At 56.2% G+C, this 20,609-nt stretch carries 24 protein-coding genes; 10 read left to right on the forward strand and 14 right to left on the reverse strand.

All coding sequences use genetic code 11. The annotated features are described in order from the left end of the window. Nucleotides 1–79 precede the first annotated feature (79 nt). From nlpI to V2154_RS00890, 3 genes are all read left to right on the forward strand, one after another. Nucleotides 80–964, forward strand: coding sequence for a lipoprotein NlpI (gene nlpI / locus V2154_RS00880; RefSeq protein WP_034795290.1), 885 nt, complete (start codon nucleotides 80–82; stop codon nucleotides 962–964). A 120-nt stretch (nucleotides 965–1,084) separates the two neighbouring features. Continuing rightward, nucleotides 1,085–1,159 carry a protein YrbN gene (yrbN, locus tag V2154_RS00885; RefSeq protein ID WP_223499600.1) on the forward strand — a complete coding sequence of 25 codons (75 nt, stop codon included), beginning with the start codon at nucleotides 1,085–1,087 and terminating at the stop codon, nucleotides 1,157–1,159. Then, entirely contained in the window at nucleotides 1,149–3,050 is a 1,902-nt protein-coding gene (locus V2154_RS00890; protein ID WP_353500684.1) for a DEAD/DEAH family ATP-dependent RNA helicase, read from the forward strand. The genes yrbN and V2154_RS00890 overlap by 11 nt, the downstream gene beginning before the upstream one ends. Before the next feature lie 93 nt (nucleotides 3,051–3,143). Here the strand turns inward: V2154_RS00890 and V2154_RS00895 are convergent, their stop codons facing one another. Continuing rightward, entirely contained in the window at nucleotides 3,144–4,169 is a 1,026-nt protein-coding gene (locus tag V2154_RS00895; RefSeq protein WP_353500685.1) for a luciferase-like monooxygenase, read from the reverse strand. A 333-nt stretch (nucleotides 4,170–4,502) separates the two neighbouring features. On the opposite strand from V2154_RS00895, the gene V2154_RS00900 reads away from it, so the two are divergent. Genes V2154_RS00900 through V2154_RS00910 form a run of 3 tightly spaced genes read left to right on the forward strand, consistent with a single transcriptional unit; the run spans nucleotide 4,503 to nucleotide 7,794 of the window. Next, a complete protein-coding gene (locus V2154_RS00900; RefSeq protein ID WP_353500686.1) occupies nucleotides 4,503–5,474 on the forward strand; it encodes an HlyD family secretion protein in 972 nt (323 codons plus the stop codon). 5 nt (nucleotides 5,475–5,479) lie between these two features. Then, nucleotides 5,480–6,628: an ABC transporter permease gene (locus V2154_RS00905; protein ID WP_353503877.1), complete on the forward strand. Its 1,149-nt coding sequence runs from the start codon at nucleotides 5,480–5,482 to the stop codon at nucleotides 6,626–6,628. Then, on the forward strand, nucleotides 6,625–7,794 hold the full coding sequence (locus V2154_RS00910) for an ABC transporter permease (protein WP_353500687.1): 1,170 nt from the start codon (nucleotides 6,625–6,627) through the stop codon (nucleotides 7,792–7,794). Before V2154_RS00905 ends, V2154_RS00910 begins: the two co-directional genes overlap by 4 nt. A 47-nt stretch (nucleotides 7,795–7,841) precedes the next feature. On the opposite strand, the gene V2154_RS00915 is transcribed toward V2154_RS00910, so the two are convergent. Then, on the reverse strand, nucleotides 7,842–8,720 hold the full coding sequence (locus V2154_RS00915; protein ID WP_353500688.1) for a U32 family peptidase: 879 nt from the start codon (nucleotides 8,718–8,720) through the stop codon (nucleotides 7,842–7,844). 14 nt (nucleotides 8,721–8,734) lie between these two features. Beyond that, nucleotides 8,735–9,730, reverse strand: a complete 996-nt coding sequence (gene ubiU / locus V2154_RS00920) for a ubiquinone anaerobic biosynthesis protein UbiU (protein WP_353500689.1) — start codon at nucleotides 9,728–9,730, stop codon at nucleotides 8,735–8,737. A gap of 309 nt (nucleotides 9,731–10,039) precedes the next feature. Between ubiU and ubiT the strand changes: the two genes are divergently transcribed. Together ubiT and V2154_RS00930 are read left to right on the forward strand one after the other, a co-directional pair. Further along, on the forward strand, nucleotides 10,040–10,561 hold the full coding sequence (gene ubiT, locus V2154_RS00925; RefSeq protein ID WP_353500690.1) for a ubiquinone anaerobic biosynthesis accessory factor UbiT: 522 nt from the start codon (nucleotides 10,040–10,042) through the stop codon (nucleotides 10,559–10,561). Further along, entirely contained in the window at nucleotides 10,555–11,058 is a 504-nt protein-coding gene (locus V2154_RS00930) for a GNAT family N-acetyltransferase (RefSeq protein WP_353500691.1), read from the forward strand. The genes ubiT and V2154_RS00930 overlap by 7 nt, the downstream gene beginning before the upstream one ends. A 45-nt stretch (nucleotides 11,059–11,103) precedes the next feature. Here V2154_RS00930 and V2154_RS00935 read toward each other — a convergent pair whose 3' ends face one another. Next, complete coding sequence (locus V2154_RS00935; RefSeq protein ID WP_353500692.1) at nucleotides 11,104–11,400, reverse strand: GIY-YIG nuclease family protein; 297 nt, start codon at nucleotides 11,398–11,400, stop codon at nucleotides 11,104–11,106. Between the two features lie 104 nt (nucleotides 11,401–11,504). On the opposite strand from V2154_RS00935, the gene V2154_RS00940 reads away from it, so the two are divergent. Then, entirely contained in the window at nucleotides 11,505–11,945 is a 441-nt protein-coding gene (locus V2154_RS00940) for a YhbP family protein (protein ID WP_353500693.1), read from the forward strand. Between the two features lie 90 nt (nucleotides 11,946–12,035). Here V2154_RS00940 and V2154_RS00945 read toward each other — a convergent pair whose 3' ends face one another. After that, nucleotides 12,036–12,554, reverse strand: a complete 519-nt coding sequence (locus V2154_RS00945; RefSeq protein ID WP_034795315.1) for a type 1 glutamine amidotransferase domain-containing protein — start codon at nucleotides 12,552–12,554, stop codon at nucleotides 12,036–12,038. Between the two features lie 193 nt (nucleotides 12,555–12,747). Between V2154_RS00945 and V2154_RS00950 the strand changes: the two genes are divergently transcribed. Continuing rightward, entirely contained in the window at nucleotides 12,748–13,386 is a 639-nt protein-coding gene (locus V2154_RS00950) for a Rossmann-fold NAD(P)-binding domain-containing protein (protein ID WP_353500694.1), read from the forward strand. Between the two features lie 12 nt (nucleotides 13,387–13,398). Here V2154_RS00950 and phnP read toward each other — a convergent pair whose 3' ends face one another. Genes phnP through phnH form a run of 9 tightly spaced genes read right to left on the reverse strand, consistent with a single transcriptional unit; the run spans nucleotide 13,399 to nucleotide 20,606 of the window. After that, a complete protein-coding gene (gene phnP, locus V2154_RS00955; RefSeq protein WP_353500695.1) occupies nucleotides 13,399–14,148 on the reverse strand; it encodes a phosphonate metabolism protein PhnP in 750 nt (249 codons plus the stop codon). A gap of 23 nt (nucleotides 14,149–14,171) precedes the next feature. Then, nucleotides 14,172–14,807, reverse strand: a complete 636-nt coding sequence (locus V2154_RS00960; protein WP_353500696.1) for a DapH/DapD/GlmU-related protein — start codon at nucleotides 14,805–14,807, stop codon at nucleotides 14,172–14,174. Continuing rightward, nucleotides 14,804–15,391, reverse strand: coding sequence for a ribose 1,5-bisphosphokinase (gene phnN, locus V2154_RS00965; RefSeq protein ID WP_353500697.1), 588 nt, complete (start codon nucleotides 15,389–15,391; stop codon nucleotides 14,804–14,806). Before phnN ends, V2154_RS00960 begins: the two co-directional genes overlap by 4 nt. A 14-nt stretch (nucleotides 15,392–15,405) precedes the next feature. Next, on the reverse strand, nucleotides 15,406–16,542 hold the full coding sequence (gene phnM / locus V2154_RS00970; RefSeq protein WP_353500698.1) for an alpha-D-ribose 1-methylphosphonate 5-triphosphate diphosphatase: 1,137 nt from the start codon (nucleotides 16,540–16,542) through the stop codon (nucleotides 15,406–15,408). Then, nucleotides 16,539–17,246 (reverse strand): phosphonate C-P lyase system protein PhnL, encoded by a 708-nt coding sequence (gene phnL, locus V2154_RS00975; RefSeq protein ID WP_353500699.1) that lies wholly within the window; start codon nucleotides 17,244–17,246, stop codon nucleotides 16,539–16,541. The genes phnM and phnL overlap by 4 nt, the downstream gene beginning before the upstream one ends. A 13-nt stretch (nucleotides 17,247–17,259) precedes the next feature. Beyond that, nucleotides 17,260–18,051, reverse strand: a complete 792-nt coding sequence (phnK, locus tag V2154_RS00980) for a phosphonate C-P lyase system protein PhnK (protein WP_353500700.1) — start codon at nucleotides 18,049–18,051, stop codon at nucleotides 17,260–17,262. Beyond that, a complete protein-coding gene (locus V2154_RS00985) occupies nucleotides 18,051–18,941 on the reverse strand; it encodes an alpha-D-ribose 1-methylphosphonate 5-phosphate C-P-lyase PhnJ (protein ID WP_353500701.1) in 891 nt (296 codons plus the stop codon). Before V2154_RS00985 ends, phnK begins: the two co-directional genes overlap by 1 nt. Continuing rightward, nucleotides 18,928–20,025, reverse strand: a complete 1,098-nt coding sequence (locus tag V2154_RS00990) for a carbon-phosphorus lyase complex subunit (RefSeq protein WP_353500702.1) — start codon at nucleotides 20,023–20,025, stop codon at nucleotides 18,928–18,930. The genes V2154_RS00985 and V2154_RS00990 overlap by 14 nt, the downstream gene beginning before the upstream one ends. Then, nucleotides 20,025–20,606: a phosphonate C-P lyase system protein PhnH gene (phnH, locus tag V2154_RS00995; RefSeq protein ID WP_353500703.1), complete on the reverse strand. Its 582-nt coding sequence runs from the start codon at nucleotides 20,604–20,606 to the stop codon at nucleotides 20,025–20,027. Before phnH ends, V2154_RS00990 begins: the two co-directional genes overlap by 1 nt. Nucleotides 20,607–20,609 lie beyond the last annotated feature (3 nt).

The raw sequence follows: 20,609 nt of genomic DNA on the forward strand, positions 1-20,609 counted from the left end.
TATCATGAGCGCAGGATGCACTTGTGTTAAGCAGGCGGATGACAGGATGTTAATCCAATGTTTGTCTTCGGGAGTGGAAATGAAGCCTTTCTTGCGCTGGTGTTATGTTGCGACAGCACTTATGTTGGCAGGATGCAGCAACCATGATTGGCGTAAAAATGAAGTTCTGGCGATTCCGTTGCAGCCTACGTTGCAGCAGGAAGTCATATTGGCGCGCATGGAACAAATTCTTGCCAGCCGGGCTTTGACAGACGATGAACGCGCACAGCTGTTATATGAGCGCGGTGTACTGTATGATAGCCTTGGACTTAGAGCGTTAGCGCGAAATGATTTTTCACAAGCGCTGTCTATTCGTCCTGATATGCCAGAAGTTTTCAACTACCTGGGGATTTACCTAACGCAGGCAGGCAATTTTGATGCTGCCTATGAAGCGTTTGATTCTGTACTAGAGCTTGATCCAACTTACAACTACGCGCGTTTGAACCGAGGTATCGCACTGTATTACGGTGGCCGATTCTCGTTAGCGCAGGATGATCTGCAGGCGTTTTATCGAGACGATCCAAATGATCCCTTCCGTTCGTTATGGCTTTATCTTGCGGAGCGAGAAATCAATCCGAAGAATGCCGACGTAGCATTGCAACAGCGTTACGACAAAGCGGACAGAGGGCAATGGGGATGGAATATCGTCGAATTCTACCTGGGTAAGATCAGCGAAAAAACGCTGATGGAACGCCTAAAGGCGGAAGCAACGGATAACACTTCGCTCGCTGAGCATCTCAGTGAAACTGACTTCTATTTAGGTAAGCATTACCTAAGTCTGGGGGACAAGAACAGCGCCTTGGCACTGTTCAAACTGACGGTAGCTAACAACGTTCATAATTTTGTTGAGCACCGCTATGCATTGTTGGAATTGGCGCTATTAGGCCAAGAGCAAGACGACCTATCAGAATCGGACCAGCAATAGCTGACGACACCAATCAGCCTTCTTAACCATGGTTTAACCATTTTTAAGCGCCTTAACGGGCGAGGGTTGCTTTGTTCGTTTTATAATCTAATTTGAGCCGGTTCACACTTTTCAATGAAAATGACAGAAAATTTTCTCGACGAGTTATGTAGACTGGCTGCCATTATTAATGAGGCACGTGTACATGACTACTGAGCTTGAAACCTCTTTTGCTGACCTGGGGCTGTCCGCTCCAATCATTTCTGCCCTTACCGATTTGGGCTACGAAAAACCATCACCAATCCAGGCTGAGTGTATTCCTCACCTGTTGAACGGCCGCGATGTTCTGGGCATGGCTCAGACCGGTTCCGGCAAAACTGCAGCCTTCTCTCTGCCACTGCTGCACAACATTGATGCTTCTTTGAAAGCACCACAAATTCTTGTTTTAGCACCGACTCGCGAACTGGCAGTTCAGGTTGCTGAAGCAATGACCGACTTCTCTAAACACATGCATGGCGTGAACGTTGTTGCCCTTTACGGTGGCCAACGCTATGACGTCCAGCTGCGCGCTCTGCGTCAGGGGCCACAAGTTGTTGTGGGTACCCCAGGTCGCCTGCTGGACCACTTGAAACGCGGTACTCTGAACCTCTCTAACCTGAGCGGTCTGGTACTGGACGAAGCCGATGAAATGCTGCGTATGGGCTTCATCGAAGACGTTGAAACTATCATGGCGCAGATCCCGGCTGAACATCAGACCGCGCTGTTCTCTGCAACCATGCCAGAAGCGATTCGTCGTATTACTCGTCGCTTCATGAAAGATCCACAGGAAGTGCGCATTCAGTCAAGCATCACTACCCGTCCAGACATCAGCCAGAGCTACTGGTCTGTGTATGGCCTGCGTAAGAATGAAGCGCTGGTTCGTTTCCTGGAAGCTGAAGATTTCGACGCAGCCATCATCTTCGTGCGTACCAAAAACGCTACGTTGGAAGTGGCTGAAGCTCTGGAGCGCAGTGGCTACAGCAGCGCAGCGCTGAACGGTGACATGAACCAGGCTCTGCGTGAGCAGACTCTGGAGCGTCTGAAAGATGGCCGTCTGGACATTCTGATCGCAACCGACGTGGCAGCACGTGGTCTTGACGTAGAACGTATCAGCCTGGTTGTTAACTACGACATCCCGATGGACTCTGAGTCTTACGTTCACCGTATCGGCCGTACCGGTCGTGCTGGTCGTGCTGGTCGCGCACTGCTGTTCGTTGAGAACCGCGAACGTCGCCTGCTGCGCAACATCGAACGTACAATGAAGCTGACCATTCCAGAAGTTGAAATTCCAACTGCGGATGTACTGGGTGAGCGTCGTCTGGCTAAGTTCGCCGCTAAAGTTCAGCAGCAGCTGGAAAGCAGCGATCTGGATATGTACCGTGCGCTGTTGGCTAAACTGCAACCCGCTGAAGAGCTGGACATCGAAACGCTGGCCGCAGCACTGCTGAAAATGGCTCAGGGCGAACGTCCACTGATCGTTGCTGCTGATCCAGTGTTCAAAAGCCGTCCGCCACGCCGTGAATTCGACGATCGTAATGATCGCGGTGACCGCCGTGAACGCCCATCTCGCGATGGTGATCGTCCTGCACGTGATGGCGATCGTCCACGTCGTGAGCGTCGTGACGCTGGCGAAATGGAGCTGTACCGTATCGAAGTGGGTCGTGATGACGGTGTTGAAGTTCGTCACATCGTTGGCGCTATCGCTAACGAAGGCGACATCAGCAGCCGTTATATCGGTAACATCAAGCTGTTCTCTTCGCATTCAACGATCGAGTTGCCGAAAGGCATGCCGGGCGAGATCCTGTCTCACTTTACCCGCACTCGTATCCTGAACAAGCCGATGAACATGCAGTTGCTGGGTGATGCACAGCCACAGGCTGCACGTCGTGAACGTCCTGCTGGTGCAGGCGGTGAGCGTCGTGGTAACGGTGCTCCGCGTCCTTTCAACGGTGAACGTCGTGAAGGTGGCCGTGGCCGTCCTTTCAATGGCGAACGTCGTGAAGGCAGCGCACCAGCCGGTGAGCGTCGCGCTCCAAGCCGTGCTCCGCGTCGTACTACTGACGCATAATTTGGCTTATGCTTCGGCAAACGTCAGATAAACAAAAACCAGCCTGCGGGCTGGTTTTTTTATGCGTGCAATATAGGAAGGAAGAAGAGGGCGTTAGCCGATCCGCACTTCTTTCACCAGGTCGCCCTGCAACTGCGAAACAATGTCGAAAGAGTGCAAGCGCGCCTGATGGTCAAAAATCTGGCCATTAATCATCAATTCGTCGGCTTCGGTTTCGCGCAGGATATTTTGCAGGCCGGTGCGGATAGTCTCTTTATTCCCCACCACTGACATGCGCAGTGCCTGATCTACGCCAAAGCGTTCAGACGCCGACCACAGACTTTCAATGTTATCCACCGGCGCTGGCAGTTTGCCCGGATTGCCGCGACGCAGATTGATGAACTGCTGCTGGTTCGAGGTGAACATGCGGCGCGCTTCTTCATCAGTATCGGCCGCGATGGCGTTGATGCACACCATGGCATGCGGCTTTTCAAGCTGCTCTGAAGGTTTGAACTGGCTGCGATAAATCGCCAGCGCCTGATACAGCATGTCTGGTGCGAAGTGGGAGGCGAAGACAAACGGCAAACCTAGTGCTGCAGCCAGTTGTGCGCTATACAGGCTGGAACCCAGTAGCCACAGCGGTACGTGCAGGCCCTGACCCGGCACGGCTTGTACAGGCTGGCCCGGCTGGACATCGCCAAAGTAGTGCTGCAACTCCTGCACGTCGCGCGGGAAATTATCCACATCGCCAGACATATGGCGGCGCAGCGCAATCATCGTGCGCTGGTCAGTGCCCGGCGCACGGCCCAGGCCCAGATCGACACGGTCCGGATAGAGCGTTGCCAAGGTGCCGAACTGCTCGGCAATCACTAAGGGTGAGTGATTGGGCAGCATCACGCCGCCGGAGCCTATACGGATGGTTTTGGTGCCGCCAGCGATAAAGCCAAGCAGTACCGAGGTCGCCGCACTGGCGATACCAATCATGTTGTGGTGCTCGGCCATCCAGTAACGCTTATAGCCAAGCTTTTCAGCGTGTTGCGCTAACTCCAGCGAAGAATGAAAGGCTTGTTTAGGGCTTGAACCTTGAGGTACGGGGGCTAAATCCAGCACGGAAAGGGGAACGGTGTATTTCTCAGACATAGTCGTCGCTCACTCGTTGAGGGCTGAGGGCGAAGCCAATCGCCCGCTAATTATACAGGTCAGTATTACCGAATATGTTTGGGCTGAATACTTGATTTGTGCTCTATGTATTTGGCTTTGGGTGAATGTATTTGGTTTAGTTTATAATTTTAACCAATATGTTGTTTCGTGTTAAAAAAACCAGACCGCACCCCGCTATCATGCGTCCTCTTCATGACCTGAAGACGCAAATAGCAACGGACGACGTTCGATGGAAATGGAAATGCCAATGCTCGAATCTCGAGGGTTCTCGCGCTGAGTTTCACTCTGGCAAATAAAAAGGAAGCTAAAACAATGAGTAAGAGAATGTTATTGACCCTGCTGTTAGTAGCAGTGGCCATTTCGCTGGCGGTACTTTTCCGCGCGGGCAACCAGGACTTATTATTGCAGGGAGAAGTGGACGCGCCGGAGGTGATTGTTGCGTCTAAGGCCAAAGGCCGGGTGATTGAACGCTACGTTGAGCGTGGCGATGATGTGAAAGCCGGGCAGCTGCTGATGTCTCTCGACAGTCCGGAACTGATGGCGCAGTTACGCTCACTGGAGGCGGCACGCGATCAGGCCAAATCACAGCTGGAATTGTCGATTAACGGTACCCGCGAAGAGAGCATCCGCAACCTGAAAGCGACGTTGGGACAGGCGCAAACTGAGTACACCAATGCACGCGACGAGTACAATCGTAATGCCAAAGTGGCCTCCAAAGGCTATGTTTCTGCATCAGATTTAGAGAATTCCCGCCGCGCGCGCGACAGCGCTTATCAGCAAGTATTAGTCGCCAAAGCCAACCTCGATGAAGGCGTTAATGGCGACCGTGCCGAGCAACGCCAAAGCTATGCCGCCCAACTGCGTCAGGCCGAAGAAGACCTGCTGGAAGTGAAAGCCCAAACGGATGACTTACAGGTCAAAGCGCCGGTTGATGGCGAAGTCGGGCCAATCCCGGTGGAAGTGGGGGAGCTGCAAAGTGCTTCCAGCCCGTTGCTCACTCTGCTGCGCTTGCCGGACGCCTATTTCGTTTTCAACCTGCGTGAAGACATCCTCGCCGGGATACATAAAGGCGACAAAATCAGAATTCGCGTTCCCGCGCTCAATAACCAAGAAGTGGAAGCCGAGGTGCGTTACATCGCGCCACTGGGGGATTACGCCACCAAGCGCGCCACCCGCGCCACTGGCGACTTTGACCTGAAAACCTTTGAAGTTCGGCTCTATCCGCTGCAAAAAGTGCCTAACATGCGCCAAGGCATGAGCGCGCTGTGGAACTGGAAAGAGTAGTGGCAATGTACCGGGTAAAAGCCGGCTGGCGCTGTTTCTCTCGCTCGTTCAACCGTGAAACGCGCGACGCCTTTCGCAAGCCGGTGATCCACTGGCTGGGTTGGATATTCCCTTTACTGCTGTTCATCCTGATCAGCAGTAACTTCTCCGAGGGTACCTTGCTGAACCTGCCGGTGTCAGTGGTGGATAACGACCACAGCACGCTGTCCAAAACGCTGATCCGCAAGATGGACGCCGGTTCGCACGCCCACGTGCAGACTTTTGACGGTGGGTTGCAGGAGGCTGAGCATCGGCTGCGCACCGCGCAGGATTACGCCTTGCTCTACATTCCGCCTGACTTTGAGGCCGACGCGCTGGAAGGCAAACAGCCAAGCGTGGTGCTCTATTACAATGCGCTGTTTTACGGCGCCGGGCTTTACTCCACGCAGGACTTCAGCGGTTTAATCACTGAATTAAATAGTCAATATCGGGCGATTCTGGCCAATGAAATGGGCAAAACCATGCCGCCGCTGGCGAGCGTGGAGCTGCTGTATGGCAGCCTGTTTAACGCCAGCGGCAGCTACATTTACTACCAGCAGTTTGCGGCGATGATCCACCTGATTCAGCTATTTACCGTGACGTGCATGATTTACGTGATGGCGCGCAGCCAGTCCCTGCTGGGCGCGCCGTCTTTTACCTTTGCGCTGTTGGGCAAACTCGCGCCTTATACCCTGTGTTTCACCACGCTGTTGCTGGTGGAAATCGCCATGCTGGTGGGTTTTTTTGACGCGAGGGTCAGTGGCAATCCGCTGTTTATGGTGTTGATTAGCTTCTTCTATGTGATTGCCGCCCAAAGCATCGGGCTACTGCTGTTCACCTTCACCAGCACCACGATCACCGCCTATACCCTGATGGGGATTTTCGTCAGTATCGCGCTGACTTTCTCGGGCATGGCGGTGCCGGAGCTGTCCATGCCACTAGTGGCGCGGATCATCTCGAATATTGAGCCGCTGACCCACGCCCTGTACGCGATGTTTGACATTTTCCTGCGGCAGGTGCCAGCCAGCGCTATCTTCAGCGTGTGCGCCATTTTGCTGATTTACCCGCTGATCACTGGATTACTGGTGCATAAGCGATTGTACCTGCGCCTTAAGAAGCAGGAGCCAGGAAAATGACGCTACGCCAATGGCTTACCACTTACTGGAAGACCTTCGTTAAAGTCCTGACCGGCATGCTCGACAAGCCGATGTGGATGATGTTGCTGATTTCGCTGTGCGTGATGAGCACGGTTTACGCCAATCGCACGGTGTGGGATTTGCCGGTGGCGGTGGTCGATCAGGACCACAGCACGGCCAGCCGGATGCTTATCCGCCAACTTGATGCTACCTCGAAAATCAAGATGAACAGCTATGACAGCGTGGATCAGGCCGAGAAGGATCTGGCGTGGCGCAAACTGTTCGCGGTGATCATCATGCCGGTCGATCTGGAGAAAAAGATCCTCGCCGGCAGCGACGTGGTGATCCCGGTGTACGGCGATGCCACCAACCGTCTGGCGAACGGCCAGATCCAGCAGGACGTGGTGGCGGCCTACCAGTCGATTTTGACCCAGTACAACACCGAATTGTTGATGCGTAGCGGCTTCAACAGTAAGCAGGCCAATGTGCTGCTGACGCCAATCGTCGGCCAGACGCTGGACCTGTTTAACCCCGGCATCAGCTTCGCGGCCATCATCTTCCCCGGCCTGCTGGTGATGTTGCTGCAACACTCCTTGCTGATCGCCAGCGTGCGGGTGAATATCACCCTCAATAGCGCGCCCGACGGCAAGCCTGCCATCCCGGTTTTCCTCGGCGGGCTGACGGCGCTAATCCCCATCTGGCTGTTCCTGTCCATCGTGCTGTTTGTACTCTGGCCTTGGATCTTGGGGTATCGGCAGACGGCGACCATTCCCGAAATCATCATGCTGACCTTCCCGTTCCTGCTGGCGGTGCTCGGGCTGGGTAAACTGGTGACCGAATGTCTGCGCAGCGTGGAGATGATCTACCTGACGCTCTCTTTCATCACCATGCCGGTGTTCTACATTTCGGGGACCATTTGGCCGTTACAGGCTATGCCGACTTGGGTGCGGGGCGTGTCATCCATGCTGCCGTCCACCTGGGCCACCAAGGCGATTGCGGGGGTCAACCAGATGGGGCTGCCGTTCAAAGAGGTGGGCGGCGATATGCTGATGCTGCTGCTTCTCGGCGCGATTTATACCATTTTGGGTATTGGCTTGGGTATTTTGCGAGACAGCGGGCGGCTGCGTGGCCTGCTGCATCGCAAGAAACCGCTAAAGAATGATTAAGGGATGAAGCGTGGAGAACAGGCGCAGTCGCTGCGCCTGTTTTGGCTTTATTGCACTAATTCCAGCCCGGCGACGCGCTGCCAGTAGCCGTTACAGTCGGCTTTATCCTGCAACTCCAGCGCCGATAGCCCCTGTTCATTGCGGCGGAACTGCTCGAGCACCTGCAAGGTTTGCAGGCTTTCCGGCGACAATCTGACAATATCCACCAAGCCCTGCATTGATGTTTGCTCATTGCCGAGGTTGTAGCAATAGCCGCTTTGGGTCTGAATGCCGTTGAGCACGAACACCTGCTGGTTCTCCTGCGACAGCACTTTGCGGCCCTGCGGATACTTGATGCAGCAGGTTTCACAATCATCCTTGGCCCGATCTTCCGAGCGCGCGGTAAAGCAGCGCGCCGAGTAGGCCAGCGGCAAGTGGCCGTAGGAGAGCACTTCCACCTCGAACTTGCCGCCAATCCCCATGTCCTGACACTGATTGAGCAAGTTCACCAGCCAGTCGCGAGAAAGCTCCACCGGCATGCACCAGCGCGTCATGCCCTGTTGATGCAGAATTTTCAGAGTGGCGGCGTTGTAGCAGTTCAGCGCGTGGCCGGCGACAAACGGCAGTTTGCGCTCCGCGGCCATGTTCACCGCGCCAAAATCGTTGGCTTCCAGCAGAAACTCGCCGTTTTCCACGTAGCGTTTCAACTCGTTCAGTTCCGACGGCGCTTGCAGCAGCGCGAGGGTTGAAAGCACCACCTGTTTGCCGCTGGCGGCGAGCTGGCGGGCGATTTCCAGCCAGTCATTGACCTTCATCTCGCGGCGTTTGGTACAGACATTTTCGCCGAGATAGATGATATCGGCGCTGCTGCTGGCGGCGGCCTGATAAAACGCCTCAACGTCCTGCTTCGTCCAGTAATAAAGGATGGCGCCTAAAGAGTATTTCATCGTTTCCCCTGCCATTATTGCCACTTGCGGTGGTAGGCACCGAGCGTGGTTTGGGTGCCTTCTGACATTGAACCTAGCTGCGTCATCCACTGAGTATCCGTGGTGAACGCCTGCGGATTGGCCGCACAGCGATCAATAGCGGCGCGCCAGACGCGGGTTACTTCGCTGACATAGGCCGGGCTGCGCTGACGCCCCTCGATTTTCACCGACGCGATATTGGCGGCAAACAGCTCAGGCAGCAGCTCCAGCGTATTCAGGCTGGTGGGCTCTTCCAGCGCGTGGTACTTCGCGCCGTCCACCAGATAGCGCCCCTTGCACAGCGTCGGATATCCGGCGTTTTCGCCTTCGTCATAGCGGTCAATCAGCACATTGTTGAGGCGCGACTCCATGCCCTGTGCCGTCTGCTGCCAGCGAACAAAACGCGCGGGAGAGCAGGCACCCACGGTGTTTGGCGACTCGCCGGTCAGATAGGAGGAGAGGTAGCAGCGGCCTTCCGCCATGATGCACAGGCTGCCAAAGGCGAACACCTCCAGCGGCACAACGCTGGTACGCGATAGCTGGCGGACCTGATGCATCGACAGCACGCGGGGAAGCACCACGCGGGCAACATCAAAATTGCGCTGATAAAATTTAATGGCTTCATCGTTGGTGGCCGAAGCCTGAACCGACACGTGGCGCTCAACCTGCGGATAGCGTTTGGTGGCATAATCGAGCATCGCGATATCGGCCAGGATCAGCGCGTCGGCGCCCAGCTGCGCGGCCATGTCGACGGCGCGCTCCCAGCGCTCAAAGCCGTCAGGGTGGGCGAAGGTGTTAATGGCGATATGCAGCTTGCGGCGGTGGCGATGTACGTAATTTGCCGCCTCCTGCAATTTCTTCTCAGTAAAGTTCAGACCGGCAAAATGGCGGGCATTGGTATCGTCTTTCAGGCCGATATAGACCGCGTCGGCACCCTGATCAATGGCCGCTTTCAACGCGGGCAAATTACCCGCCGGGCAAAGTAGCTCCATGGTTTATTCCTGACTTTAGCCGGTAAAACTGCGCCGGTAAGAATGAAAGAGGGAGGCTCGCTGACGTAAAGCCTTCATCAGAGAGCATTTTACTGGGGACCTATTTTAGAGAAGGCGGACGCGCAGTATTTTGATTTGAGGCAGTTTATACCCGGTTGGAGCCGACTCGGGGCGAGGGTGGTTGTGCGCGCTTTCTTTCTGTTGCAGTATTTATTGATGCAGGACGCGGTACTGAATAGGCGATGTGGCAAAATAGGGCCCATCTCTTGAGCAAATCAGTGTCCAACGTTACTTAAAGGAGTGGTGCCAGTGTTGCAAAAACTACGAGCACGTATGGTGCGTCAGGGGCCGTCATTACTAAGTTTGCCGGTAAAATTCACGCCTTTCGCCGTACAGCGGCAGGTTTTGCAACAGGTACTTAGCTGGCAATTCCGGCAGGCGCTGGCCGAGGGCGATTTGGATTTTCTCGAAGATCGCTGGTTAAAAATCGAAGTCAGCGATCTTGGTCTAAGCTGGCTGATGTCAGTTGAAGATAGCAAGCTGGTGATTAGCGAGCAGGGCGAGGCGGATGTCAGTTTTAGCGGCAATGCTAACGATTTGGTACTGATCGCCGCGCGCAAGCAAGACCCTGATACGCTGTTCTTCCAGCGCCGGTTGCGTATCGAAGGAGATACGGAACTCGGGCTGTACGTCAAAAATCTGATGGACGCCGTCGATCTGGACAGCATGCCTTTGCTGCTGAAAAGCGGCTTAATGCGCCTGGCAGACTTCATTGAAGCAGGTTTACAAGAGGACCGCGAGCCTGGCGCTCCGGTAGTGCAAACATGTTAATTCGTACCGAAATACCGATTGATGCCGCCGGCATAGACCGTTTATTGCGCGAAGCTTTCAAGCGCGACGACGAAGCAGACTTGGTCAGAGAGCTGCGCGAAGACGGTTTGCTAACCCTCGGCGTGGTTGCCACCGATGACGAAGGTCAGGTGGTCGGCTACGTGGCTTTCAGCCCGGTTGATATCAAAGGAGAAGACCGTAATTGGGTCTCTCTGGCACCGTTGGCAGTCGATGAATCACTGCGCGGGCAGGGCTTTGGCGAAAAGCTGGTGTACGAAGGTTTGGACTCACTCAATGAGTTCGGCTACGCCGCCGTGGTGGTGCTGGGCGATCCTAACTACTATCAGCGTTTCGGCTTTAAACCCGCAGCCCAGCACGACCTGCACTGCCGCTGGTCAGGCACGGAAGCCACTTTCCAGCTCTACACCCTGAGTGATGACGCCCTCAACGATGCCCACGGCGAAGTGACTTTCCCGGCGGCGTTTAATCGTTTTTGAGTCTGCGTTTCGCCTTCTCTTCTCTGAGGAGAAGGCGGCTATAGCTCAACAATCCAAATAACTCTCCAAACTCCCCGGCTGTTCTTTCACCAGTTTCTCTTTCTGCGCTTTCGTCAGTTTCTTCACTTTTAGTTCAAGCTTTGAGGCCAGTGAGCGATCTCCGGCGGCGCAGTGGAACACTAATTCTAGTTCGCCTTTACCGCGCAGCGCTTTGGCGCCTTTACCCGACTGATGCTGGGTCAGGCGGCGTTCGACTTCGGTGGTGATGCCGGTGTAAAGCATGCCGGACGGCGTGCGCAGCATGTATAAAAACCAGCGTGATGGCTCGGCAGACTCGGACATTTTGAATGGCAACGCGATGCTATGAATTGAAGTTGAACGGCAAGTTTACCTTATCGCGCCGATAGCGCGCTAAACTGGCGGCAGTTAATTTTGAGGGGCAGTGCATGACTGACGCGACCGATGTAAAACATATCAGCACCTTTCTTGATGACAATCACGTGCTGGCGCTGTGCGCGTTGGCAGATGGGGAGATGTGGAGCGCCAACTGTTTTTACGTGGCGGACACGGAAATCATGACGCTCTATTTCATGACCGAGCTGAAAACCCAACACGGCGCGATGATGGCGAAAAACTCGCAGGTGGTGGGCACCATTGCACCTCAGCCGGAGAGCATTGCGCTGATTCGTGGCATTCAGTATCGCGGCGAGGCGGTGATTCTCTCTGGTGATGAAGAGCAGGCGGCGCGCCAGCGTTACTGCCAGCAGTTCCCCATCGCGGCAACGATGAAAGCCCCCGTCTGGGCGTTAAAACTCAATGAAATCAAGATGACCGACAATGATCTCGGGTTTGGCACCAAGTTGAGATGGCAGCGTAGCGAAAGCTAGATTGGCAGACACCAAAAGGGCCGGTTCCCCCGGCCCTGTGGTTCAAACTATTCAGTCAAACTATCGCATTAGTTTGGCTATTTAGCTGAGTTATGCCGCCAGCACTCTAAGCGACTCGCGGTTAAACGCAGGTAAGTCATCTGGCGTGCGGCTGGTGACCAGCGTGTCGTTATCGACCACCACTTCTTTGTCGAAGAACTCGGCTCCGGCGTTTTTCACATCAACCACCACCGGTTTCACTGTAGTCAGCTTGCGTCCGCGAATGACATCCGCGTTAATCAGCAGCTGTGGCCCGTGGCAAATGGCGAAAATAGGCTTGCCGCTTTTGGCGAATTGGCGAGTAAACTCGACGAAGCGATCGTCGCCGCGCAGAGTATCTGGCGAGTGGCCGCCCGGCAGCAGCAGAGCGTCGAAGTCAGCGACTTTGACATCATCAATAGATTTATCAATGGTGACTTTGGCTTTGCCCTGCTTGCCATGAATGACGTTTCCGGCTTTATGCTCAATGGTGATCACTTGGTGGCCGGCTTTCTTATAGGCTTCCGCTGGCGAGGTGAATTCTGAGTCTTCAAATTCGTCAGTGATTAGGACTGCAATTTTCTTGCTCATCATGTCTCCCGTTGCTTAATGGAAAATGTCTTGATGTATAAAGCTTGGACCCCATGACGGCTGAGGTCAAACCGGATTCGTCCGAGTCTGTTTCTCCATCTGGCTTATAATCAGTCAGTAACAAGATATGTCTGATGGCGCTCCCGCGCAGAAAAGACAACGCTACGCGGCTGAATCGACATAAGGAAATATCATGGCAAAAGTACTTTTGCTGGGGGCCAGCGGGCTGGTGGGGGCGGAGCTGCTCTGCCTGCTTGAGCAAGACTCACGTGTGAGTCGCATTGTTGCCCCGACGCGGCGACCATTGGCCTCACTGAGTAAGCTGGTCAACCCCGTCGGCGATGATATCCCCGCGCTGGTGGCGGACCTGGATGAGCCGATAGACCTTTTTTTCTGCTGCTTAGGCACTACTCGCAAGCAGGCGGGAAGCGCGGCGGCTTTTCGCGAAATCGAATTCAAGATGGTGGTGAACAGCGCCATCGCAGCGCGTAAACTCGGCGCCAGCCATTGCCTGCTGGTCAGTGCCAACGGTGCCAATCTTCATTCGCGTTTAATCTATAACCGCACTAAAGGCGAGATTGAACAGGCGCTGATTGCGCAGAAATGGCCACTGCTGACGCTGGTTCGCCCCTCATTGCTGGTGGGACAGCGCCAGCCTCCGCGCTTACTTGAACAGCTCAGCGCGCCGTTATTCAAGCTGCTGCCCGGCAAATGGAAAGCCATCGATGCCCTCGACGTGGCGAAGGCGATGCAGCAACAGGCATTCAATGCCGGTCTGGGCGGTATCACCGTGCTGGAGTCCAACCAGCTGGCCGCTATCGCCCGTCAATAAAGCCCGTGATATTTACCAACTCAGCGTCTGCCCGTCTCGCGCCGCGATGACGTTTTCCGGCAATGGGTTGCTCTGGAGCCATAAATCCAGCTTGTGGCTGATATGGGTCAGATAGGTTTTGCCCGGTTTTAACTGCTCATGGATAGCCAGCGCCTGATGAACGTCATTGTGATTTTTGTCGGGGATGTCGCGCGGCGGGTGGCTGCAATCCAGCACCATGGCATCCAGTGGGATCTCCTCCAGATATTTTGCCGTCGCCAGCGGCAAACCGGCGGTATCGGTGAGGTAAGCCAGCGTCGCCCGCTCGGTTTTAATCAAATAGCCGAAGGTGATTTTAGAATGATTGAGCGGCAGCGGCGTCAGTTGCAGGTTGCCGAAATTACGGGGGACAAAGGGTTGAAACGGCGGCTGAAAATTCAGAATGCCCGGATGTTTGAACAGGTCGTCACAGCCGTTTTCATCCGGCGGACCATAGACCGGGATCGCATTTCCAACACCCCAGCGCAACGGAAATAACCCCTGAACGTGATCCATATGATAATGTGTAAGCCAAAAACGCTGAATTTCGCCCGCCGCAAACTGTTGGGCTAACTCCGGCAATCCTGCATCAATCAGCGTCACTTCCCCCTGATATTCCAACTTTGCACTGCAAGGCTGACGGCGAAACGCCGGGTCTTTACGCGCCTGTTCACACACGCCGCAGTCGCAGCCAAAAACGGGCACCTGCTGTGCTCCGCCGGTGCCGAGAAAGGTCAATTGCATGCACGGATCCTTTAATGGAGTACTCAAAGGTATTTTTCGACAAAGCTTTCGAGGTTGCGGAAATCAGGCATGCGCGCTCTTAGCGTCTCGTGATCCCAGTTCCACCACTGGCTGCGCTCGATTTTCTCAATCAAGCCGTCGTTAAAACGCATACCAATCTTCTTCGCCGCCACGCCCGCCACGATGGAGTAAGGCTCGACGTCTTTGGTCACCACGGCTGAGGTGCCAATCACCGCGCCATTGCCGACTTTCACGCCCGGCATAATTACCGCGTTGTGGCCGATCCAGACATCATTGCCGACGGTGACGTGATGCTCGCGGCGCCAGTCGAAGAAATTCACGTCATCTTCACCCAAATCATAGGCCGAAGCGCGATAGGTAAAGTGGTGCTGAGCAATGCGATTATAGGTCGGATGGTTGCCCGGATTGATGCGCACATAGGTGGCAATCGAGACAAATTTGCCAATGGTGGCGTAATGAATCTGGTTGTTACCGGCGGTATAGGAGTAGTCGTCGATAGTGGATTCTTCAAAGATGGCGTTATCGGAGATGTGAACGTAGCGCCCGGCACGGGACTTATTCATCACCACGTTTTCGCCAATTTTAGGCTGTGAGAAGTCGATTTCAGCGTTTTGCGGGTTTTCAACAATATCACTCATGGCTCAACCTTCTGGGGAGAAATAGGGTAGAGAAACGCGGTGGAAGGCGCAGCGAGTAGCTGCAACAGTCCTGCCAGCGTCTGTTGTAACTGGCCGTTGTTTTCCAATCTCTGACAATGGGCGGGCATCTGATTGGCGTACTGCGCCGCCCGTTGCAAACGATGCTGGATCTGCTCGCTGTTTTCCCGCCCGCGCTGCTCTAAACGCTGGCGCAAAACGTCTTCGGACACCTGCAAGCAGACTGGGATAAGCCGCTGGCTGTAGCGCTGCATCGCCTGTTCCAGATAAGCACGAGAGCCGTTGATCACCACGTTGCAGCCTTGCTGCATCCAGTGGTCTATCTCAATGCCGATCGCGTAATGGCAACCGTGAGCCTGCCACTCCAGCGCAAACAGGCCGCGCTCGGCTCGCTGGGAAAACTCATGCTGGCTGAGGGCAATATGGTTCTCCGAGCCTGCATTGGCAGGGCGAGTGATGTAGCGATGCGCCACCATCAAATTGGGTGGCAGGTCGTGGCGCAGGGCATCCAGCAGGCTATCCTTGCCTGCTCCCGATGCGCCCATCAAGTAAACGAGTCGGCTCATCAATCATTCCTTTATCAAAACACCTGAATTCCCTGACGCCACACGTTCTTCACATAGTGGTGGTCGGCGTGGGTGCGAGCCAGCACCAAATCGGCGCGTTTTCCTTCAGCGATCACGCCCCGGTCTTGCAGACTCAGCGCGCGGGCCGGGTTACGCGTCACCAGACCAACCGCCTGCGGCAGCGTGAAGCCGTTGCTGTCGTCATTGGCGATACGGAACACGGCGTCGAGCAGGCTGGCCGGGTAGTAGTCAGAAGACAGGATGTCGAGAATACCCAGTGACGCCAGATGATGCGCGGCGACATTGCCAGAATGCGAGCCGCCTCGAACGATATTTGGCGCACCCATCAACACTTGCAGGCCACATGCGTGTGAGGCCCGCGCAGCCTCTTCAGTGGTCGGGAATTCGGCAATCACGCTGCCCAGCGCGCGCGACTCTTCGACGTGCGCGGTGGTGGCGTCATCGTGACTGGCCAGCGCGATGCCCAGATTGCGGCAGTGCTCGGCGATGGCGTAGCGGTTCGGTTTGGCCCAGCGCAGGGAGTTCTGGATTTGATCTTCCTGAAACACCTCCATCTGGTCGTCATTCAGGTTGTATTTGCCCTGATAGTATTCGCGGTACTTTTGCGGCGTGGCGAACTGGCGCTGGCCCGGCGAGTGGTCCATTAGGGAGACCAACGACAGCACTTCGGTGTGCATCAGCTTCTCAAACAGCGGCAGAGTGCTTTCGTGCGGCAGCTCGCAGCGCAGGTGCAGGCGATGCTCGGCGCGGTTCAGGCCCGCCTTGCCGCTGTTGACCACGGCGTCGATCATCTTTTGCAGGTTTTCCAGACGATGGCCACCGTCGCGCACGTCTCCCACCGCCACCGCGTCGAGCACGGTGGTAATGCCGCTGGCGACCATCAGCGCGTCGTGGCTGCTCATCGCCGAGTGGGCCGGCCAGTCAACTTTCGGGCGCGGTGTGAAGAACTTGTCGAGGTTATCGGTATGCAGCTCGATAAGCCCCGGCAGCAACCAGCCGCCTTCAGCATTGATCGCCTGCGGCAGTTGGCTGCTGGTGTCGGCGAAGGCGGTAATGACGCCGTCCTGCACTTCCAGCGAGCCTTTAACTACCTGATCTTCTAGAACCAAATTGACATTATTAATGATCATGCTGGGATCTCCGCAGAGGGCGCTGGTGTCATGGCATAGAGTCTATCGGCGACGCGCTCGCGCACGTCTTCATCGTGGAAAATCCCCACTACGGCGGCTCCGCGAGCTTTGGCTTGCTGGATCAGGGTCACCACCGCGGCGCGGTTGGTGGCATCCAGTGAGGCGGTCGGTTCGTCGAGCAGTAAAATCGGGTAGTCGACGATAAAACCGCGCGCAATGTTCACGCGCTGCTGTTCGCCACCGGAGAAGGTGGACGGCGCGAGGTGCCACAGGCGCTGCGGCACGTTGAGGTGAGTGAGCAGGCGGCTGGCGCGATCTTCGGCTTCGGCTTTGTCGACGCCCAGTTCAATCAGCGGCTGCATCACCAGATTCAGGGCGCTAATGCGCGGAATAACCCGCAGGAACTGGCTCACCCAGCCGACGGTGTGGCGGCGCACGGCGAGAATTTCCCGCGCTTCTGAGCCCACCATGTCGATCCACTGGCCCTGATGCTCGACCCAAATGTGGCCGCTGTCCGGCAGGTAGTTGCCGTAGAGCGAACGCAGTAAGGTGGATTTTCCGCTGCCGGAGTGGCCGTGAAGCACTACGCACTCTCCGGCATCAACTTGCAGACTGGCGTTATTGAAAACCGGCAACCGTGCGCTGTTCTGGTTATGTAATACAAAGGTTTTACTAAGGTTTTCGACCCTGAGCTTTGTCGTCATTTTTGGTCACCTATTAAGACAGCACGGAAGACACGAGTAACTGCGTATAAGGATGATGCGGATCGTCGAGCACGCGGTCGGTTAAACCACTTTCCACCACCTGACCCTGCTTCATCACCAGTAGACGGTTGGCCAGCAGGCGCGCGACGCCCAAATCGTGGGTCACAATCACCACCGCGAGCTGCATCTCCACCACTAAGGTGCGCAGTAAGTCGAGCAGGCGGGCCTGTACCGACACATCCAGACCGCCGGTCGGCTCATCCATAAACACCAAGCGCGGGTGCGTCACCAGATTGCGGGCGATTTGCAGACGCTGCTGCATGCCGCCGGAGAAGGTGGTTGGCATGTCGTCAAGGCGCGACACCGGGATTTCCACATCTTCCAGCCACTTTGCGGCCTGTTTGCGGATGTCGCCGTAGTTACGCTGACCAATGGCCATCAGGCGCTCGCCGATATTACCGCCAGCGGAAACCTGACGACGCAGGCCGTCCATCGGGTGCTGATGCACCACGCCCCAGTCGGTGCGCAGCAGGCGACGGCGGTCGCTCTCCGGCATGTCATAAAGCGACTGTGGTGCCTGCTGGCCGTTGTTATAAATAACCTGCCCCTGCTGCGGCGCGAGGCGCGCGGAGATTGACTGCAACAGCGTGGTTTTGCCGGAGCCAGATTCGCCCACGATGCCCAGCACTTCGCCCGGATAGAGATTAAAAGAGACATCGCTGAAGCCTTTGCCCGGCGCATACAGGTGGGTCAAGTTGTTGACCGACAGCAGAGGTTCAGCGTTGAGTTGGCGTGGAGTGGTCATCAGTGTTGCGCCTTATTCTGGGTTTGTTGGCTGTTCAGTTCGACCTGCTGGGCGCAGAAGTCGGTGTCTGAGCACACGAACATCCGGTTGCCGAGGTCGTCGAGCACCACTTCGTCGAGATAGCTGTGGTGCGAGCCGCAGATAGCGCAAGGCTCGTCCCACTGCTGCACGGTGAACGGGTGGTCCTCGAAGTCGAGGCTTTCCACCTTGGTGAACGGGGGCAGGGCGTAAATGCGTTTCTCGCGACCGGCACCAAACAGTTGCAGCGCCGGCATCATGTGCATTTTCGGGTTATCAAATTTCGGGATTGGCGACGGGTCCATCACGTAGCGATCGTTCACCTTGACCGGGTAGGCGTAGGTGGTGGCGATATGGCCGAAGCGCGCGATGTCCTCATACAGTTTCACCTGCATCACGCCGTACTCTTCCAGCGCGTGCATCTTGCGCGTCTCGGTTTCGCGCGGCTCGATAAAGCGCAGCGGCTCAGGGATGGGTACTTGGAAAATCAGCACCTGATCTTCGGTCAACGGCGTTTCAGGGATGCGGTGGCGGGTCTGGATCAGCGAGGCATCAACGGTTTTCTCGGTGGTTTTCACCCCGGCGACGCTCTGGAAGAACTTGCGAATCGACACGGCGTTGGTGGTGTCATCCGCGCCCTGATCGATGACTTTCAGCACGTCTTGCTGACCAATAATGCTGGCGGTGATCTGAATACCGCCGGTGCCCCAGCCGTAAGGCATTGGCATTTCGCGACCGGCGAACGGCACTTGATAACCGGGGATCGCCACGGCTTTCAGAATGGCGCGACGGATCATGCGTTTGGTCTGTTCGTCGAGATAGCCGTGGTTATAGCCAGCGATGATGGGGGCGTGGTTATCACTGCTTTTCATGGTCTGAGTCCTGTGAAGTCGTTGAATCATGCTGCTGGCGCAGGCGTTTCAGCAGTTCCAGTTCGGCCTGGAAGTCAACGTAGTGCGGCAGTTTGAGGTGGGAAACAAAACCGGCGGCTTCGACGTTGTCGGCATGGGACAGCACGAACTCTTCGTCCTGCGCCGGGCTGTTCACCAGTTCGTTGTACTCTTTGGTCTGCAATGCGCGGTCGACCAGCGACATCGACATCGCCTTACGCTCGGCGCGGCCAAACACCAAGCCGTAGCCACGGGTGAAGTGCGGCGGCTTGTCGTCCGGGGTGACAAAGCCGTTCACCATTTCGCATTCGGTCAGCAGGATCTCGCCGATATCAATCGCAAAGCCCAGCTCTTCCGGCACGATTTCCACCGTCAGCCATCCGGTACGAATTTCGCCAGCAAAGGGGTGGGTGCGGCCATAACCACGCTGGGTGGAGTAGCTCAGGGAGAGCAGGAAACCCTCGTCGCCGCGCACCAGCTGTTGCAGGCGAGCCGCGCGAGAAGCGGGGTAAACCGGCGGGGTGCGGGTGATGTCTTCAGGCTCGCTGCCGTCGTCCTCTTCTTTCACCGCCAACTGTTGCGCGGTCAGCAGGTCAAACACGTGGCTGCACTGCTCTGGCAGGGTTTCGTCGGCGATGGGCGTGAACGGCGCTTCGCCTTCGGCCAGCAGGGCGAAATCCAGCAAGCGGTGGGTGTAATCGTACGTCGGGCCAAGCACCTGTCCGCCCGGCAAGTCCTTATACACCGCAGAAATACGGCGTTCGAGGCGCATATCGCTGGTGTCCAGCGGCTGGCTGGTGGCGAGGCGTGGCAGAGTGGTGCGATAGGCGCGCAGCAGGAAAATCGCTTCGACCAGGTCACCGCTCGACTGTTTGATAGCCAGCGCGGCCAGCTGGCGGTCGTAAATTCCGCCTTCGCTCATCACGCGATCTACCGCCAGACCCAGCTGCTGTTCGATTTGCGCGCATTCCAGTTCATCAACGTGGGTGTCGCCACGGCGCTCGTGCGCCAGAAGTTGATGGGCGGCAGCAATGGCTTTTTCGCCCCCTTTAACGGCTACGTACATCAGCAAACCTCCACGCGGGTGGTGCGCGGCACGGCAATCAGCTCGTCACCGCAGGTAAACATGAAATCCAGCCCCAGCGGGAAGCGGTGCGGACGGTTAAGCAGGTATTGGCGTACCGCGTCTGGCAGTTGCGGGGTGATCACCCGCTCGGACTCAATGCCCGGCCCGGTCAGGCGCAGCGCAGTTCCGCCGCTCAAACCGTCGAGCTGCACAATCACGCTGGTGGCAAGCTCTGGAGACATTTCGTCGCCGCACGGAAAGGCCAGCAGGGTGGCGCTGTCGAGGGCCGGGTCTGCCAGCGCGAAGCTGACGGAGGACGGCTCTTCGGTCAGAACCGCGCCGGTATGGAAACGCAGGTTTTTACGCAGAATGTCGTCATTGAGCGCGGCGCTTATCCAAAGCGGCGTGTCTTGGTCAATCAACGTTAACAGCACGCAGGCGCTGGCAGAGCCAAGCGCGCCGAAGCCCGGAACGGCAGGCAGTTTGACGCAGGTTCCCGGCTCGCTAAGGGCTTTAAGGATGCGGCGAAAGCTGAACTGCGCATCGGCGACGGGATTTTGGAAGCTGGCAACTAGTGACATGAA

The sequence above is a fragment of the Ewingella sp. CoE-038-23 genome, from assembly GCF_040419245.1.
GTDB classification, from domain to species: domain Bacteria; phylum Pseudomonadota; class Gammaproteobacteria; order Enterobacterales; family Enterobacteriaceae; genus Ewingella; species Ewingella allii.

Coding starts and splice junctions, on each gene's coding strand:
- nlpI (WP_034795290.1), top strand. CDS start 80: ATGAAGCCTTTCTTGCGCTGGTGTTATGTTGCGACAGCACTTATGTTG.
- V2154_RS00890 (WP_353500684.1), top strand. CDS start 1,149: ATGACTACTGAGCTTGAAACCTCTTTTGCTGACCTGGGGCTGTCCGCT.
- V2154_RS00895 (WP_353500685.1), bottom strand. CDS start 4,169: ATGTCTGAGAAATACACCGTTCCCCTTTCCGTGCTGGATTTAGCCCCC.
- V2154_RS00900 (WP_353500686.1), top strand. CDS start 4,503: ATGAGTAAGAGAATGTTATTGACCCTGCTGTTAGTAGCAGTGGCCATT.
- V2154_RS00905 (WP_353503877.1), top strand. CDS start 5,480: ATGTACCGGGTAAAAGCCGGCTGGCGCTGTTTCTCTCGCTCGTTCAAC.
- V2154_RS00910 (WP_353500687.1), top strand. CDS start 6,625: ATGACGCTACGCCAATGGCTTACCACTTACTGGAAGACCTTCGTTAAA.
- V2154_RS00915 (WP_353500688.1), bottom strand. CDS start 8,720: ATGAAATACTCTTTAGGCGCCATCCTTTATTACTGGACGAAGCAGGAC.
- ubiU (WP_353500689.1), bottom strand. CDS start 9,730: ATGGAGCTACTTTGCCCGGCGGGTAATTTGCCCGCGTTGAAAGCGGCC.
- V2154_RS00930 (WP_353500691.1), top strand. CDS start 10,555: ATGTTAATTCGTACCGAAATACCGATTGATGCCGCCGGCATAGACCGT.
- V2154_RS00935 (WP_353500692.1), bottom strand. CDS start 11,400: ATGTCCGAGTCTGCCGAGCCATCACGCTGGTTTTTATACATGCTGCGC.
- V2154_RS00940 (WP_353500693.1), top strand. CDS start 11,505: ATGACTGACGCGACCGATGTAAAACATATCAGCACCTTTCTTGATGAC.
- V2154_RS00945 (WP_034795315.1), bottom strand. CDS start 12,554: ATGAGCAAGAAAATTGCAGTCCTAATCACTGACGAATTTGAAGACTCA.
- V2154_RS00950 (WP_353500694.1), top strand. CDS start 12,748: ATGGCAAAAGTACTTTTGCTGGGGGCCAGCGGGCTGGTGGGGGCGGAG.
- phnP (WP_353500695.1), bottom strand. CDS start 14,148: ATGCAATTGACCTTTCTCGGCACCGGCGGAGCACAGCAGGTGCCCGTT.
- V2154_RS00960 (WP_353500696.1), bottom strand. CDS start 14,807: ATGAGTGATATTGTTGAAAACCCGCAAAACGCTGAAATCGACTTCTCA.
- phnN (WP_353500697.1), bottom strand. CDS start 15,391: ATGAGCCGACTCGTTTACTTGATGGGCGCATCGGGAGCAGGCAAGGAT.
- phnM (WP_353500698.1), bottom strand. CDS start 16,542: ATGATCATTAATAATGTCAATTTGGTTCTAGAAGATCAGGTAGTTAAA.
- phnL (WP_353500699.1), bottom strand. CDS start 17,246: ATGACGACAAAGCTCAGGGTCGAAAACCTTAGTAAAACCTTTGTATTA.
- phnK (WP_353500700.1), bottom strand. CDS start 18,051: ATGACCACTCCACGCCAACTCAACGCTGAACCTCTGCTGTCGGTCAAC.
- V2154_RS00985 (WP_353500701.1), bottom strand. CDS start 18,941: ATGAAAAGCAGTGATAACCACGCCCCCATCATCGCTGGCTATAACCAC.
- V2154_RS00990 (WP_353500702.1), bottom strand. CDS start 20,025: ATGTACGTAGCCGTTAAAGGGGGCGAAAAAGCCATTGCTGCCGCCCAT.
- phnH (WP_353500703.1), bottom strand. CDS start 20,606: ATGTCACTAGTTGCCAGCTTCCAAAATCCCGTCGCCGATGCGCAGTTC.